The 14868-nt window shown below is 64.5% G+C and carries 16 protein-coding genes; 7 read left to right on the top strand and 9 right to left on the bottom strand.

Annotated elements, in window-relative coordinates; genetic code table 11:
• Positions 1–133: 133 nt before the first annotated feature.
• The 3 genes from AC5FRW_RS10840 to AC5FRW_RS10830 all read left to right on the top strand — a co-directional run bounded on the left by AC5FRW_RS10840 (position 134) and on the right by AC5FRW_RS10830 (position 3247).
• Positions 134–433, top strand: coding sequence for an EMC6-like membrane protein (locus AC5FRW_RS10840; protein ID WP_493568470.1), 300 nt, complete (start codon positions 134–136; stop codon positions 431–433).
• Between the two features lie 2 nt (positions 434–435).
• Positions 436–2265 carry a ribosome biogenesis/translation initiation ATPase RLI gene (locus AC5FRW_RS10835; protein WP_493568469.1) on the top strand — a complete coding sequence of 610 codons (1830 nt, stop codon included), beginning with the start codon at positions 436–438 and terminating at the stop codon, positions 2263–2265.
• A 529-nt stretch (positions 2266–2794) separates the two neighbouring features.
• Positions 2795–3247, top strand: coding sequence for a hypothetical protein (locus AC5FRW_RS10830; RefSeq protein WP_493568468.1), 453 nt, complete (start codon positions 2795–2797; stop codon positions 3245–3247).
• Positions 3248–3271: 24 nt separating this feature from the next.
• Here the strand turns inward: AC5FRW_RS10830 and AC5FRW_RS10825 are convergent, their stop codons facing one another.
• Together AC5FRW_RS10825 and AC5FRW_RS10820 are read right to left on the bottom strand one after the other, a co-directional pair.
• On the bottom strand, positions 3272–3487 hold the full coding sequence (locus AC5FRW_RS10825) for a hypothetical protein (protein WP_493568467.1): 216 nt from the start codon (positions 3485–3487) through the stop codon (positions 3272–3274).
• A 174-nt stretch (positions 3488–3661) separates the two neighbouring features.
• Positions 3662–4183, bottom strand: a complete 522-nt coding sequence (locus tag AC5FRW_RS10820; RefSeq protein ID WP_493568466.1) for an archaemetzincin family Zn-dependent metalloprotease — start codon at positions 4181–4183, stop codon at positions 3662–3664.
• Positions 4184–4222: 39 nt separating this feature from the next.
• On the opposite strand from AC5FRW_RS10820, the gene AC5FRW_RS10815 reads away from it, so the two are divergent.
• From AC5FRW_RS10815 to npdG, 4 genes are all read left to right on the top strand, one after another.
• Positions 4223–4642 carry a UPF0146 family protein gene (locus tag AC5FRW_RS10815; protein ID WP_493568465.1) on the top strand — a complete coding sequence of 140 codons (420 nt, stop codon included), beginning with the start codon at positions 4223–4225 and terminating at the stop codon, positions 4640–4642.
• A 28-nt stretch (positions 4643–4670) separates the two neighbouring features.
• Positions 4671–5543 carry a TIGR01548 family HAD-type hydrolase gene (locus AC5FRW_RS10810; RefSeq protein ID WP_493568464.1) on the top strand — a complete coding sequence of 291 codons (873 nt, stop codon included), beginning with the start codon at positions 4671–4673 and terminating at the stop codon, positions 5541–5543.
• Between the two features lie 55 nt (positions 5544–5598).
• Complete coding sequence (locus tag AC5FRW_RS10805; RefSeq protein ID WP_493568463.1) at positions 5599–5775, top strand: hypothetical protein; 177 nt, start codon at positions 5599–5601, stop codon at positions 5773–5775.
• Positions 5776–5851: 76 nt separating this feature from the next.
• A complete protein-coding gene (gene npdG / locus AC5FRW_RS10800) occupies positions 5852–6520 on the top strand; it encodes an NADPH-dependent F420 reductase (protein ID WP_493568462.1) in 669 nt (222 codons plus the stop codon).
• Positions 6521–7018: 498 nt separating this feature from the next.
• Here the strand turns inward: npdG and AC5FRW_RS10795 are convergent, their stop codons facing one another.
• The 7 genes from AC5FRW_RS10795 to nikR all read right to left on the bottom strand — a co-directional run bounded on the left by AC5FRW_RS10795 (position 7019) and on the right by nikR (position 14813).
• A complete protein-coding gene (locus tag AC5FRW_RS10795; protein WP_493568461.1) occupies positions 7019–8905 on the bottom strand; it encodes a PINc/VapC family ATPase in 1887 nt (628 codons plus the stop codon).
• A 61-nt stretch (positions 8906–8966) separates the two neighbouring features.
• A complete protein-coding gene (locus tag AC5FRW_RS10790) occupies positions 8967–9668 on the bottom strand; it encodes an ABC transporter ATP-binding protein (RefSeq protein WP_493568460.1) in 702 nt (233 codons plus the stop codon).
• Positions 9665–10474 carry an ABC transporter ATP-binding protein gene (locus AC5FRW_RS10785; protein WP_493568459.1) on the bottom strand — a complete coding sequence of 270 codons (810 nt, stop codon included), beginning with the start codon at positions 10472–10474 and terminating at the stop codon, positions 9665–9667. Before AC5FRW_RS10785 ends, AC5FRW_RS10790 begins: the two co-directional genes overlap by 4 nt.
• Positions 10471–11634: an ABC transporter permease subunit gene (locus AC5FRW_RS10780; protein WP_493568458.1), complete on the bottom strand. Its 1164-nt coding sequence runs from the start codon at positions 11632–11634 to the stop codon at positions 10471–10473. Before AC5FRW_RS10780 ends, AC5FRW_RS10785 begins: the two co-directional genes overlap by 4 nt.
• On the bottom strand, positions 11635–12636 hold the full coding sequence (gene urtB, locus AC5FRW_RS10775; RefSeq protein ID WP_493568457.1) for an urea ABC transporter, permease protein UrtB: 1002 nt from the start codon (positions 12634–12636) through the stop codon (positions 11635–11637). It abuts the gene before it with no gap.
• A 96-nt stretch (positions 12637–12732) separates the two neighbouring features.
• Positions 12733–14076, bottom strand: coding sequence for an urea ABC transporter substrate-binding protein (locus AC5FRW_RS10770; protein WP_493568456.1), 1344 nt, complete (start codon positions 14074–14076; stop codon positions 12733–12735).
• 323 nt (positions 14077–14399) lie between these two features.
• Complete coding sequence (gene nikR / locus AC5FRW_RS10765; protein WP_493568455.1) at positions 14400–14813, bottom strand: nickel-responsive transcriptional regulator NikR; 414 nt, start codon at positions 14811–14813, stop codon at positions 14400–14402.
• Positions 14814–14868: the final 55 nt, after the last annotated feature.

Raw genomic sequence — 14868 nt, 5'->3', positions numbered from 1 at the left:
TGTCGAGTGGCGCAGGCTCCATAAAGATTGAGGAGTTCCGTCGAGCAACAGCCCGCTCACGGCCGTCGCTGGGCGTCCGCGCGGGCGTATCCGAACCGGGCGGCTTTTGGTGCCGGACGGCGGACCGAACGGTATGGCAACGGACACGGTCGAGGGTATGAGTTCGCACATGCGCGGACTCACCGTCACGACGCTCTCCGCACTCGCAGGGCTGGGTGCCGGCGTCGCGACCAACGAGATAGCGGCCAGCGCGACCGATCAGATCGGTATCGCCGTCCTCATCGCAGCGATCGTCGTCCAGTTCCCGATTCTGAAGGTACTGGGCGTCGACATCGACGACTTCTCCACGAAGGACTACCTCTTCGTCGCGTTCATGACGTTCTCGCTGTGGTTCATCTCGTGGGGCATCCTCCTGACGACGGAGACACTCTAATCATGGCCGAGGACAGTATCGCGGTCGTCGACCTCGATCGATGTCAGCCCGACCGCTGTAACTACGAGTGCATGAACTTCTGCCCGCCAAACCGGACGGGCAAGCAGTGTATCGTCAAACGGGGCGACGCCTACGACGAGGGCGAGGAGTACGCCGGCAGTGACGATCAGGTGTGGATCTCCGAGGAGATCTGTCTGGGCGAGACCTGCGGTATCTGCGTCGAGAAGTGCCCGTTCGACGCGATCGAGATCATCAATCTCCCGCAGGAACTCCAGGACGAACCGGTCCATCGCTACGGCGAGAACTCCTTTGCCCTCTATGGTCTGCCCGCACCACAGGAAGGGCGCGTGACCGGTATCCTCGGCCCGAACGGGATCGGGAAGACCACCGCGGTCCACATCCTCGCCGACGAGATGACGCCCAACCTCGGGCGCTTCGACACCGAACCGGCCTGGGAGGCGGTCATCGACGAGTACCGGGGGACCGAACTGCAGGACTACCTCGAAGACCTCCGGGAAGGCGACGTGACTGTCGCCCGCAAGCCACAGTACGTCGACCAGATCCCCGACCAGTTCGACGGCCCGGCCCGCCAGCTACTCGAACGGACCGATGAACGGGGTGCGCTGGACGAACTAATCGAACGGACCGGCATCGCCCCCGTCGTCGACAACCACATCGACGACCTCTCTGGCGGGGAACTCCAGCGGGTCGCCCTCGTCGCGACGCTGGCCCGTGACGCCGACTTCTACTTCCTCGACGAGATCACTCCCTATCTGGACATCGGCCAGCGCATGACCGCCGCGCAGTTGATTCAGGAACTGGCCGAAGACGAGGACCGCTCGATGCTGGTCGTCGAACACGACTTGGCGATCCTCGATCTGCTCGCCGATGCTCTGCACGTCGCCTACGGTGAACCCGGCGCGTACGGTATCATCACCAGCCCGAAATCGACGAAAAACGGCATCAACGAGTACCTCTCGGGCTACCTCGAAAACGAGAACATGCGCTTCCGCCAGCAGGAAATCGAGTTCGAGGAACACGCGCCCCGTTCGAAGTCGACAGGCGACGTGGTCATCGAGTACCCCGACATCACGAAGTCCTACGGCGACGGCGAGTTCGCACTCGAAGTCGAGGGCGGAACGATCCGCGAGAGCGAGGTGCTGGGCGTCGTCGGTCCCAACGGGATCGGGAAGTCGACCTTTGCGAAGCTGCTGGCCGGCCGCCTCGAACCGGACGAGGGCAAGATCGACGCCGATCTGGACATCGCCTACAAACCCCAGTACATCGAGATCGACCAGCCGATGCGGGTCGACGCCTTCCTCTCGTCGATCACGGACGACTTCGGCTCGTCGTACTGGACCACCGAGATCGCCCAGCCCCTCCAGCTAGACCGCGTGATGGAGCAGCAACTCACCGACCTCTCCGGTGGGGAGCGCCAGCGCGTCGCCATCGCGGCCTGTCTCTCCAAAGACGCCGACCTCTATCTGCTGGACGAACCGTCGGCCCACCTCGACGTGGAACAGCGCGTGCTCGCGACCAGCGCCATCCGACGCTACGCCGAGAACCACGACGCGACGGCGATGGTCATCGACCACGACATCTACATGATCGACCTGCTGTCCGATCGCCTGCTCGTCTTCGACGGCGAACCCGCACAGCAGGGCCACGCCAGCCCGCCCGTGGGCATGCGCGATGGAATGAACGAGTTCCTCGCGAACCTCGACGTGACCTTCCGCCGGGACGAACGCACCTCGCGCCCGCGGATCAACAAGCCCGGCTCGCAGCTGGATCGAAAGCAGAAGCGAGAGGGCGAGTATTACTACGCGCCGTAGGCGGTCGTTCCCTGCGGTCACGACCGCCGGACAATCGAGCGGGAGCGACTGAAAGGAGCGACACGTGAGGGCGGTGTTCAGATAAGCAACCTCGGTCTCCGAGTGGCAGACACCGAAAGCCCTCGCACAGTTACGGTCCCGGGACCGCCGCTGCGCGCCGTGGGTGCTTGCGGGGTCCGGGTTCCCGTAACTGCGCTCGCCCTTTCACCCACCAGGGTTTAGACGGCTAAACAGCCGACTCCTGGTGGATGAATGGGCGAGGCTCGGTAACCAGATCTGCGGCGGCACTATTCGACCAGAGGGAGAATATCCGCCACAGATCTGGCTAGCGAGTCGAGGGCTTTCGGTGCCTTGGACTGTCCGTACTTGATCTCTTATCTGAACACTACCCGCGTGAGCAGGGCGGTCGTTAATTCGAACGGGGGAGATCACCACTACTCTCCAACCGACACATCGATACACTATTGCCCGAAAGCACTCTCCGTCTGACACAACTGGGATTTGTTCGATGCGTGGTGCCCGATTGACTGTGCGAGACGTTCGCCCCGCCCGTCTGCTCCTGTCGTGCGCGTGCACGGCGGTCCTTCTCGGTGGGTCGCTGTTCGTCACCTTCGGGACGGAGTGGGGGTGGGAACGACAGTTCTTCCGCGGGGTCGTCCTGCTCTCTGCGCTTCCGCTCGGTGTGTCGGCGCTGGCGCGCTTCCGGCGGTACCGTCGTCCGGCCGCGCTCTTGTTCGTCGGCGTGCTCGTGTTCTGGATCGGCGTCGCTGGGGGTGCGTGTCGAGAGCCGCTTCTACCGGATGCGACCTGGCAGTTCGTGTACGACTGGGGCACAAACGCTTTCTACTTCGGGTGGCCCCACGACACGCGGCTCGGATACACGTGCTTCGGGGAACCGAACCGGCTGCTCGCGATAGTTGGCTATCTCTGTACGACTGCCGGGACGGCGCTGGGTCTCGGTGCGCTCGATCCAGCCGAATGAGGGACGATCGAGAGACCGGTAGCTCTAGGACACGGGATCGGGGCCGGCCATCTCCGCGCCATCGACGGCGTCGTCGAGTCCGTCGTCGATCTCGACCCGCCCGCCGCCGTCGTCTGGAATCTCGCGGTCGCTTTGCTGGGCCTGCTCGTCCTGTGACTCGGTGACGGAGTCGCCACCGGTGACCGATCGGAAGATGTCTGAGAGTTCGTCGACGCGGGCGGAATCTTGCGTTTTACTCATACACCATGTTATTAGTTAACATGGATAATAACGGTTGTGCCTAACTAAGTTGGACTCCGATCTTGGAGCGAAGAATGGGCTGGTGGTGCGACGGACGAAGACGGGTCTCGCGGGCGTTTTAGCGTCGTTGAGCAGGCCTAACGCACCGATTTCATGCAGAAGGAGCGCCGTCGGTCAGGTCACCTGTTTCGCACAGGTGCCACACAGCGACTGTTCTTTCACGTCGACTTCCCGGACCGTCGGCGAGAAGTTCATCACACAGCGTTCGTTGTCGCAGTGTTCCAGTCCCAGCGTGTGGCCGATCTCGTGGACCACTTCCTTGCGGACCCGATCACCGAAGATGTCCCCGGCGGAGCGATTCGAGAAGCCACCGTCGGAGGAGGTCTGCAGGCGGTGTGTCGAGATGACGCTGCCACTCCCACTGAGATAGGCGAGTCCGAAGACGTAGTTGCGTCGTCGGTAGTACAGATCCTGTGGCGTGATCGCGATGTTTTTGTCGCCAGTGCCGACCCGCTGGGCCAGATCGATGAACTCCTCGGCCCGGTGCTGGTCGCGGTTAGCGTCGTATGCGCCGGAGGGGATCGGCTGGGGTTCGTGCATCGAGACCTCACAGTCGTAGACGGTCCGCAGTCCGTCCGAGGCCTCGCGCTTGACCCGTGCCGAAACGTCGCCGACCGGCACGACGTCGACGTGCATGCGAAGCCATATGGTTCGGTGTGACATAAACATCCCGCCGTGGACGACCACCGACGCCCGATTTCGGACCGACTGGCGACGTTCGAACGCGTCGTCGAGGTTGGCATTGGACGCCGCCCCGAGGTGGCCGGCGCACTCGCCGAGCGCGGCGTCGACGTGACCGCGACCGACGTGGTCGAGCGTCCGGTCCCCGATTCCGTTCCCTTCGTTCTCGACGACGTAACCGATCCAGACCCGGCCGTCTACGCCGATGCAGACGCCGTCTACGCGTTGAACTGCCCACCGGAACTTCATCGGCCACTGTGGGCCGTCGCGCTCGCTGCCGACGCCGTCTGCTATTTCACGACGCTCGGCGGCGACCAGCCGGCGGTTCCGGTCGAGCGCGAGCAACTGCCGCGTGGGGAGACGTTGTACAGAGCGCGAGCGGACGGGCCGGGGCGCGGTCGAAAAGACAAGTGAAATGACTGCCCGTCTCCTGTCCCGGCACATGAAAGTCGACGCGGTCGTGCTGGACCTCGATGGCGTGGTCGTCGACGTGGAACACTCCTATCGGCGCGCTATCGTCGAGTCCATCGAGCGGCTGTACGGCGAGACGATCGAGCGAGACGACGTGCAGTTCTTCAAGGACGCCGGTGGCTTCAACAACGACTGGGAAGTCGCCTACGCGGGGGCGCTGTACGTCCTCTCGACTGCCGAGGGTCTCGCCCTCTCGCTCGACGCCTTTACCGACCGCATCGCCGAGCGCGGCGGCGGACTCGACGCTGCGGAAGCGGTCGTCCGGGACGAACTCACGCCGAATCAGTGCGAGGACGTCTTCGGGGCGTGGGATCGGGACCAACTTCGTGACGTGTTCCAGATGCTGTACCTCGGCGCGGATCTCTATCGGGACATCGAGGGCAGTGAACCCCGGATCGTCGAACCGGGCTTTATCCACGACGAACCAGTCGTCATCGATCCCGAGACGATCGCGGCGTTCCACGCCGACTACGATGTCGGCGTCGTCACCGGCCGCCCCGCCGCCGAGGCCGACATCGCTATCGAACAGGTCGGTCTGGACGTGCCGGCGGCCGACCGCTTCACGATGGACGACTGGGAGGCCGGCAAGCCCGACCCCCACGCCTTGGTGACGCTCGCAGCAAAGTTCGACGCCGAACGGGTCGTGTTCGTCGGTGACACGCTCGACGACGTGAAGACTGCAGTCAACGCCAACGAGGCCGACGACGACCGGGTCTACGACGGCGTCGGCGTCCTCACGGGCGGTCTCAGCGGTGAAGACGGTCGCACGAAGTTCAGCCGCGTCGGGGCCGCCGCCGTCCTCGACAGCGTGAACGAACTGCCTGAACTGATCGAACCGCGCTGACGCTCTCGTCCGTTAGGCTTCGTCCTTTTCACGGATGGACCACGACTAGTCGACGATGGAGCGAACGCAACTGCTCTGGTTCGTCGGTCTCTCGGGTGTCCTCGCCGTGTTCGGACTCGCACTCGGTGTGTTGATCGTCCCGCCGACGCTGCCCGCACGGTTGTTCGTCGGCGTCCAGTGGATCGCGTTCTCGCTCGTACTCGCCTATCTGATCGTCGCGCGGGGGGATTGATCGTTCGATCCAGCGACCGTCGGCAAGTAGCGGGACTGTGGCAACACTTATTCGGCATTCGTCCCAGCCTTCGGGTATGGAAATCGCCCTGCTCGGTGGCACCGGTGATATCGGCGAGGGACTGGCACTGCGGTGGGCCAACGACTCACCCCACGACGTGATCGTCGGCTCGCGCGACCCCGACCGCGCCGAGACGAAAGCCGAGGAGTACGAGACGGAACTGGACAGCCGTGGGCGCGAGGTAACGATCGAGGGACTAGGTAACGTCGACGCCGCGCGTCGTGCGGACGTGATCGTCACTGCCGTCCCGGCGTATCACCTGACCGACACCGTCGAGGCCATCGCCGACACACTCGAACCCGACGACGTGCTCGTCTCCCCGGCCGTCGGGATGAAACGCGACGAGGACGGCTTCCACTACAACCGCCCCGGCGCGGGCAGCGTGACGAAACTCGCCGAAAACGCCGCGCCCGACGAGGTCTCGGTCGTCGGTGCCTTCCACAACCTCGCGGCCGGCCGACTGGCGAATCTCGACGCCGAACTGGACTGGGACACCGTCGTCGTCGGCGACGAGCGCGACGCCAAGGACACCGTGATCGAACTGGCCGAGGCCATCGACGGCCTCCGTGCCCTCGATGGCGGCCCGCTCGCCAACGCCGCCGAGGTCGAGGGACTGACACCGCTGTTGATCAACGTCGCCCGACACAACGACCGGATGCACGATCTGGGCGTGCAGTTCCGCTAGACCACCTTTTTCCGCGTCGGGTTCGAGTCGCGCCTTCGGCGCGCTCGAACCGCTCGCGCAAAAACGTGGGCCAAAAAGGGCCGAACGCGAGCTACGCTCGCGTTCGGGGGAATCGCGCGACCTTCCGGGTCCTGACGGACCGCTCGGTCGCGCGAATGCTCTCGGCTACGACGGCACCACGGTGATCGTCTTCCCGCCGACCTTTTTCCGCGTCGGGTTTCCTCGTTCGCTGCGCTCACTGCGGGAACCCTCGCGCAAAAACGTCGATGAAAAAGGCGGCCACTCCCTTCGCTCGTGGCCGTGAACCGCACCGGTGGCACGGATGCGGCTGACCTACGACGGAACCACAGTGATCGTCTTCCCGCCGACCTTTTTCGCCTTCGGGTTCGCTCGCGACGCTCGCGAACCGCTCGGCCAAAAACGTCGATGAAAAAGGCCGCCCCTCGCTTCACTCGGGCCGGTGAACCGCCTCGCTTCGCTCGGCGGATGCTCTCTCGCTTACGACGGCACCACGGTGATCGTCTTCCCGCGGTCGATGGCCTGTTCGAGTTCTTCGGCGATGGCACTGCCCCGCGAGACCTGGATCTCACCGCCGCGCGAGACCGTCGCGGTAAAGAGGTACTGGCCGTCGGCCTGCACTTCGACGGTGTCGCCCTGGTGGCCGTCCATCGGGATCTGGACGTGTCGGGAGGTGATCTCGGGCGTGACGATCTGTCCGGGTGCGTTCTGGCCGCCACCTGCGGAGCTACTGGCCGAGGAGCTACTGGGCTTCTCTGCGAGCGTGCGCACGTCGATGTCGATGCCAAGCCGATTCTCCACGTCGGTGATCCGGCCGCCGCCCTTGCCGATGACCTGCGAGATGTCCTTCTCTTCGACCCAGACGACGGCGGTGTCGGGACTCTTGAGTTCGACCTCGACGTGGCCGTGGGCGATCGACCGGATCTCGCGTTCGATCTCCTGTTTGGCGATGCGGTCGACGCCGGACTCTGTGCCCGGTCCACCATCCTCGTCGCCAAGCGGCACGGTGACGACCTGACGGTTGAAGGTGTAGATCTCGTAGGCTGGTTCGCCGGTCTCGAAGTCCCGGATGAGGATCACCGGTCGGGCGAGGTCCTCTGCGGTCAGGCCTTCGGGGACCTTCACCTCGGTCGTCACGTCGTAGACGGTCTCGACCTCGCCGGCCTCGATGTAGATGACGGTGTCGACGATCTGGGGGATCAGGCCCAGTTCCACGCGGCCGATCAGGCGCTGGAGGGCGTCGATAGCGCGGGTGGCGTGGACGACGCCGATCATCCCGACGCCGGCCAGTCGCATGTCCGAGAAGACCTCGAAGTCGTCCGTTTTGCGGACCTCGTCGTAGATGGTGTAGTCGGGCCGGACCATCAGCAGCGAATCGGCGGTGTTTGCCATCGAACCGCCCAGTTCCGTGTACTGGGTGATCTCGGGGCCGACCTGCAGGTCGCGGGGCTTCTCCATCGTCTTGACGGCGTAGTCGGCGTCGACGAGGAACTCACCGACGGCCTGTGCGAACGTCGACTTCCCCGCGCCGGGTGACCCGGAGATGAGGACGCCCCGCTGGTGATCGGTGAGCCGTTCGCGCAGTTCGTCGGCGTGCTCGTAGTCGTCCATCGTCGTCTTGACGATGGGCCGGACGGCGGTGATCTCCAGTGCGTCCGAGAACGGCGGTCGGGCGATGGCGATCCGGTAGTCCCGGTACTGGATGATCGTCATCCCCGGCTGGGAGAGTTCGACGAACCCTTCGGGGCTGGCCCGCGCCGCGTCCTCGATGTCGGCGGCGTAGTCCCGTAGCTCGCTCTCTGTCGCCTGCTTGTCGCGGATCGGCTGATACGACATCTCGCCGATCGATCCGCGCTTGGCGAACGGTTCGACGCCGACCTTGAGGTGGACGCTCATCGTCGCCTCGTCGAAGAAGTTCTCGATGTCCAGCCGATCGATCGTCCGCTCGATGGGGTCGAGAAACTCCACGTCGATTCCCTTCGCGCGTGCGACCTCGGCCTGCACGTCGTCGCTGGTCACGAGCGTCGCCCCGCGGTCCTGTGCCACGTCCCGAATCAGCGCGTCGATCTGGCCCTCGCCGGCCTCGCGTTTCTCGATGGCGTCCGGACGGCGACCGACGTACTCTACGTCGATCGTGCCGTCCTCGTCGAGGTCGACGAGGCGCTGGAGTTCCTCCAGCCCCTCCCAGCCGGTCTCGCGGCCGTCGTTGGCCTGTGCTTCGAGTTCGCCCACGACTGCCTCGGGGACGATCACCGTCGCGCCAGCGAAGCCGGTGCCTTCCCCCGTCGAATCGGGGTCGGCGTCGGCTTCGATCCGCTCGGACACGCGGCCATCGATGACCACGCTCGTGTCCGGTACAATATCCATACTCGGCTTTCGGGACAGGCTGTAAAAAGGGCGTCCCTCGCGGCAGGTCGACCGAGAGCGATCAGACCGCCAGATAGCTGGCGATCGCGTCCTCGTCGCCCAACTCCTCGCCGGCGATCTGGTCGACGATTTCGCCCCGTTCCATGGCGTAGCAGCGGTCGGCCATATCGCGGATGACGCCGAGGTTCTGCTCGACGAAGAGGATGGTCGTCCCGAGTTCGTCGTTGATACGGCGCATGTCGCGGCTGATCTGGTCGACGATGGAGGGCTGGACGCCCTCGCTGGGTTCGTCGAGCAGGAGGAGGTCGGGGTCGCCCACCAAGGCCCGGCCGATGGCGAGCATCTGCTGTTGCCCGCCAGAGAGCGTGCCGCCGTCCTGTCCGGCGCGTTCTTCGAGCACCGGGAAGAGGTCGTACACTTCCTCGTAGCGCGTCTCGCCGCTCGCGCTGTTGATGTGTTCGCCCATCCGGAGGTTCTCCGCGACGGTCAGGTCGGGGAAGATGTCCCGGCCCTGTGGGATGTAGCCGATCCCGTCGTTGGCGCGGGTGTCCGCCGCCGCCCCGGTGATGTCGGTTCCCTCGTAGGTGATCGTCCCAGACATCGGTTCGAGGAGACCGATGGCGGTCTTCATCAACGTCGTCTTGCCGACGCCGTTCTTGCCGACGACGCCGACGATCTCGCCCGCCTCGACGGCGAGGTCGATCTCTCGCAGCACGGGGGTGTCGTAGCCGACGGTCACGTCGTCGAATTCGAGGACCGTCATTCGTCACCTCCGTCGTCTTCGCCGAGGTAGATCCGTTTGACCGCCGGGTCGGACTCGATCTCCTCGATCGATCCTTCGCGGAACACGTCGCCCTTGTTCAGGACGGTCACCTTGTCTGCGATCTCGCCGACGAACTCCGTGTCGTGTTCGATGACGATGAACGCGATCCCCTCCTCCTCGTTGAGTCGCGTGACGCGCGCTGCGATCTCGTCGCGCTCGTCGACCGAGAGGCCGGCGACGGGTTCGTCGAGCAAGAGGAGATCGGGTTCCAGCGAGGCGGCCATGCTGATCTCCAGTTGCTGTTGCTGGCCGTGCGAGAGCGTGCTCGCCTCGACCTCCTCGTAGCCGGTGAGTCCGGCCGCGTCGATGGACTCCTGAACGAGACGCTGGCGCTCGACCCCGTCGGCGAACTGTTGAATCGGCAGCCGAGCGTTCTCTCGGACGGTCAGATCGCCGTACACGGACGGGACCTGAAACTTCATGCTGATCCCGCGATCGACCCGTTCGTTTGGCTCCAGATCGGTGATGTCGTGGCCGTCGTAGTAGACCGCCCCGTCGGTCGGTCTGAGGGTCCCGGTGATCAGTTTCAGCAGCGTCGACTTGCCTGCGCCGTTCGGCCCGATCAGACACCGGAGTTCGCCTTCGTCGATGGCGAAGTCGACCGAATCGGTCGCGGTGAAGCCACCGAAGGTCTTGACCAGCTCCTCGGTCTGCAGTAGCGTGTCGGTTCGGTCGCCAGTCGCCATCTCGGCGGCGGTCTGGCGGACGTTCGGTCCCAGCGACTCCGGACTCGATGACTCACTCATGATTCGGTTGCCTCCGTCGGCGTCTCCGGGTTCTCGACGTCAGACACGTCGAGGCGACTCTTGGATAGCTTCTCGTCGATCCACGGGACGACACCGCCCGGCAGCACCAGAATCGAGAGCAGGAGCAACGCACCGACCGCGACCAGTGCGAGCTCGCCGCCGATGTTCAGCCGAAGGTACTCGACTGCGATCGTCGCGACGACCGCCCCGAGCAGGCTCTTTCGCCCGCCGACGCTGATCCACACCACCGGCAGCGTCGCGAAGTACAGTTCGAACACCGACGGATCGATGTAGACGTTCCGGGCGGCGTACAGCACGCCCGCCAGCCCGGCCAGCGCGCCACCGAGCGTGAACGCCAGTAACTTGGCGCGCTCGACGTCGTAGCCGAACATCATCGTCCGGTCTTCGTCCTCTCGAATCGCGACCAGCACGCGCCCGAAGTCCATGTTGACGAGGACGCGCAGGCCGAGGTACGCGGCGAGCAAGAGCGCCAGCGACAGGTAGTAGAACGGGTCGACTTCGACCGTCCCCAGCACCGGCACGAACAGTTCGAGATCGTTGAACACGAACTGGAACGTCAAGACGCCCTCGATGCCCAGATTCAGCAGTGGCATCCCCGGCATCCCGTTGAAGCCGCCAAGCGGAGCCTCGCCGATGGTCCACTCGGAGCCGGCGGTCTGGGCCATGAACGTCAGCATCACCAGCGTCGAGACGAGCGTGATGATCGTCACGTACACGTCGCGCACCCCGCCGTAGAACATGAAGTAGCCGAGCAGGGCCGCCACGACGGCACCGGCGACCGTGCCGGCGAACACGGCACCCGTGATGCCGGCCGGCGTGGGGAAATTGATCGATACCACGCCGAAGGTGTACGCGCCGACCCCGAAGAACACGGTCTGGCCGAAGCTGAGGATGCCGGCGTACCCCCACACGAGCGACAGCGAGAGTCCGAGCAGGCCAAGCACCAGGAACAGCGAGAACTGATTCCCCGTACTCGCGCCGACCAGCGGGAACGCGACGAGACCGGCGAGGACGAGCGCGAACCCGATCCAGAACCGCCGGGAGTTCCCGATGGTGTTCGGCCCTTCGAGGCGCGCCCGCAGGCGGGTAATCACCGACGGTGAAGTCGTCCCCTCGCCGCCAGTCGATTCCGCGGCCATCTACGATCCCCCCTCCAGTCGATCACGCAGTCGGTCCACCAGCCCGGTGATCCCGCCCGGCAGGAACCGGAGTGCGAGCATCGCCGCCACGAGCAGTGCGATCCGACCGGCGAACTCGCCGAACTCGTCGGAAAAGAGCGCGTCGATCGGACCGAGTAGCAGGCCCGACAGCGACGTGCCGACGACGACGCTGGCACCGCCGACGACGACGGCGACGAACGCCTCGACGAGGAACTGGTCGCCCAGCGTCGGCTGCATCGACAGCAGCGGCGCGAACAGCGCGCCGGTAAAGCCCGCGAGGCCGGAGCCGATGGCGAACGTGAGCATGTACGTGCGCTCGGTGTCGATCCCGAGTGCCTTCGCGGTCTCCTCGTCCTGCATCGTCGCCCGGACGCGCGTGCCGAACGTCGTCTGGGTGAACAGCGCGTAGACCAGCGCCAGCACGCCCGCGGTGATCCCGACCAGCGCGATCCGGTAGTCGGGATAGCCCGCCGTCGAGCCGAAGGGCACACCGATCTGATCGATCGAGTTCCCGAAGACGATGCGCGCGCCCTGCACCATGATCAGGCTCAGACCGAAGGTCGCGACCATCGAGTCCGCCAGCCGGTCGTAAAAGGGCGTGATGAGGTCGCGCCCGAGGGTCCGTTGCCCGATCCAGTTGGGAACGTACCCCGAGATGATGACGCGTTCGACCACCAGTCCGAAGACCGCGGTCACGAGCGCGCCGACGAGCATCCCGATCGGGAGCGGGAGGCCGAGCTGTGTCGCCGACAGCGTCGTCGCGTACGCGCCGACGAGGATGAACTCCCCGTGGGCGAGGTTGATGACGCCCATGATCCCGAAGATGATCGCGAGTCCGATCGCCGCCAGCACGACGAACGAGACGGCGTAGTACACCCGAAACGTCAGGTTCGGCGTCGTCTGGCTCCCGAGGGCGAACAGTGCCACGACCGCCGCGACGGCACCGATGCCGTAGCGGGCCTGAGACGCTGCCTGTATCATACTCTCGGGTGGGCCTCGTGCGGGGAGTGATTCCGCACAGCCGCGGGGTCGACTTCCGATTCGGTTCCGACCGGTACCGGCAGGCCGTTCGTCACGTTACTCTGCCTCCTCGAAGTAGTCGACGGGGGTGTACTGGGTCTGTTCGTCTTCGCTGGTCAGGTCACAGCCGACCGTGTTCGTGAGGAACTGCTCGGGGATCTTCTCGTCCGAGACCGCCTCGATGTTGTGTTGCTCGTCTGCCTTCATGACCCACATGTGGTGGTCGACGTGGTGGGTCTCCGGGTCGAGTTCGATCGACCCACCTTCGGGCGCTTCGGGTGCGCGCTCGGTGCCGAGACTGATCCCGGACTCCAGTGCCTCGATGACCTCTGGCTGTTCGAGCGTCCCGGCCTGCTCGACGGCCTGCTTGTACATGTACGTCGTGAAGTAGTTGGTCTCGGCCTCCTCGTTGAGATAGGGGGCGTCGGGATACATCTCGTAGTAGCGGTCGACGAACCCGCCATCCCCGGTGTTGCTCTCGGTCGGGACCTCCTCCATGTAGTTGACACCGGCGTAGATGTTCGCCATCGCGGGCGGGTCGATCCGGCGGTGCTCGTAGCCCTGTGCCATCGCCGTCGAGGTACCGATCGGCACGTCGAGACCGGAGGACGCCTTCTGTTCGTAGAAGGCCGTGTGGTTCGCACCGACCAGCATCGACATCACGAAGTCGGGATCTGCCTCCTGAATCCGGCTGATCGTCGAGCCGAAACTCGACTCCGACAGCGGGATGAACTCCTCGCCGACGACTTCGGCGTCGTTCTCGTCGGCCAGCACCTTCACCCAGTCGGCCGATAGCTGGCCGAAGTTGTAGTCGGCGGCGATGGTGTAGATCTTCGGGCCGAACTCCTCACGGAGGTACGGCAGGACGGACCCGAGTTGCTGGCGCGCGGTCGGCCCGCAGGCGAACGTCGTCCAGTCACAGACCCCACCCTCGTACTGGGTGGTGTAGAAGTAGAGCTGTTCGTTCCGGTTGATGATCGGTCGGATCGCCTCACGAGTCGCCGAGGAGTAGCCGGCCCACAGCACGTCGACTTCCTCTTCGTTGATGTACTCGCGGGTCAGTTCCTGATAGCGTTGATTGTCCGACTGCGGGTCGGCAGTAACCGGCTCGATCTGTTTGCCGTCGATCCCGCCGTTCGCGTTGATCTCTTCGATGGCGAGCATCGACGCCTTGTACTTGGGGTCGCCGACGAGTGCGAAGTTCCCGGACTGGTCTTCGAGCACGCCGATCTTGACCGTCTCGGCGCTGCTGGCGGTGTCGGTCGTCGCGCCGTCACTGCTGGCGTCGCTGCTACCGTCGCTGCTGCCGCCACTCTGCGAACAGCCGGCCAGACCCGCAACGAGTGCCGTCCCGCTGGCACCGAGGAACCCACGGCGGCTGACAGACCGCTCGGGACTCATTTGGTATCCTCCACAAATATACAACATTCCTCAATCTCGAAGCCACTCCTACCACGTTTTCCACCATAATTGCGAACTGAAGTCAGACATTCGTCCATCATATGTTACCGTTCCTTGGATTTTCGAGATAGTAAATAAGGGTTTGCAATCGGGTCTTATAGATGTCCAAGTATCTTCCCACGTGTATTAGGACATCCACATTCTGTACAACTCTGGTGGATAATGTGGCTTTACGATTGGGAATGAGTGGTATGTTTCTAATAACAGAAAACCGTCGCTGCAGAAGACAGTCCGGGTGGTCGAGACGGTCCCGCTGATTCGTGTTACTCGCCGCCGACGGTGACGACTTTGACCTGATTGACGCCACCGAGCGCGCGCAACTGGTTCGCCAGTTCGGTGATCGAAGTGCCCGGTCCCTCGACGACCAGCGTCTCCATGCAGGTGTCGTGTGAGAGATGGATGTGCTGGACTGACGTGATGAGGTCGGCCATCTCGTGTTGGATCGACTGGAGGTCGTCGGCGATGCCGTCGACGTGGTGGTCGTGGACGACGACGACGGTGCCGTGATGGACCGACTCGTCGGCCGTCTCCCACTCGTAGGCCCCGAAGAAGTCCCGTAGCGCGTCCCTGATCGCCTCCGAGCGGCTGGCGTACTCCCAGTCGTCGACGATGTCGTCGAGATGCGTTGTCATCTCCGGCGGGAGCGTCAGGCTGATTCGGTCCAGATCGTTGCTCATGGTGCGGGCTACGACGCCGGCCGGTAAGAGGGTGTTCCACTCGCGGTTCTCCGGC

It is taken from the genome of Halomicrobium sp. HArcht3-1, from assembly GCF_058933345.1.
The sequence above is the reverse complement of the archived record's forward strand: the minus strand, read 5'-3'. Positions and strand labels throughout refer to the sequence as shown.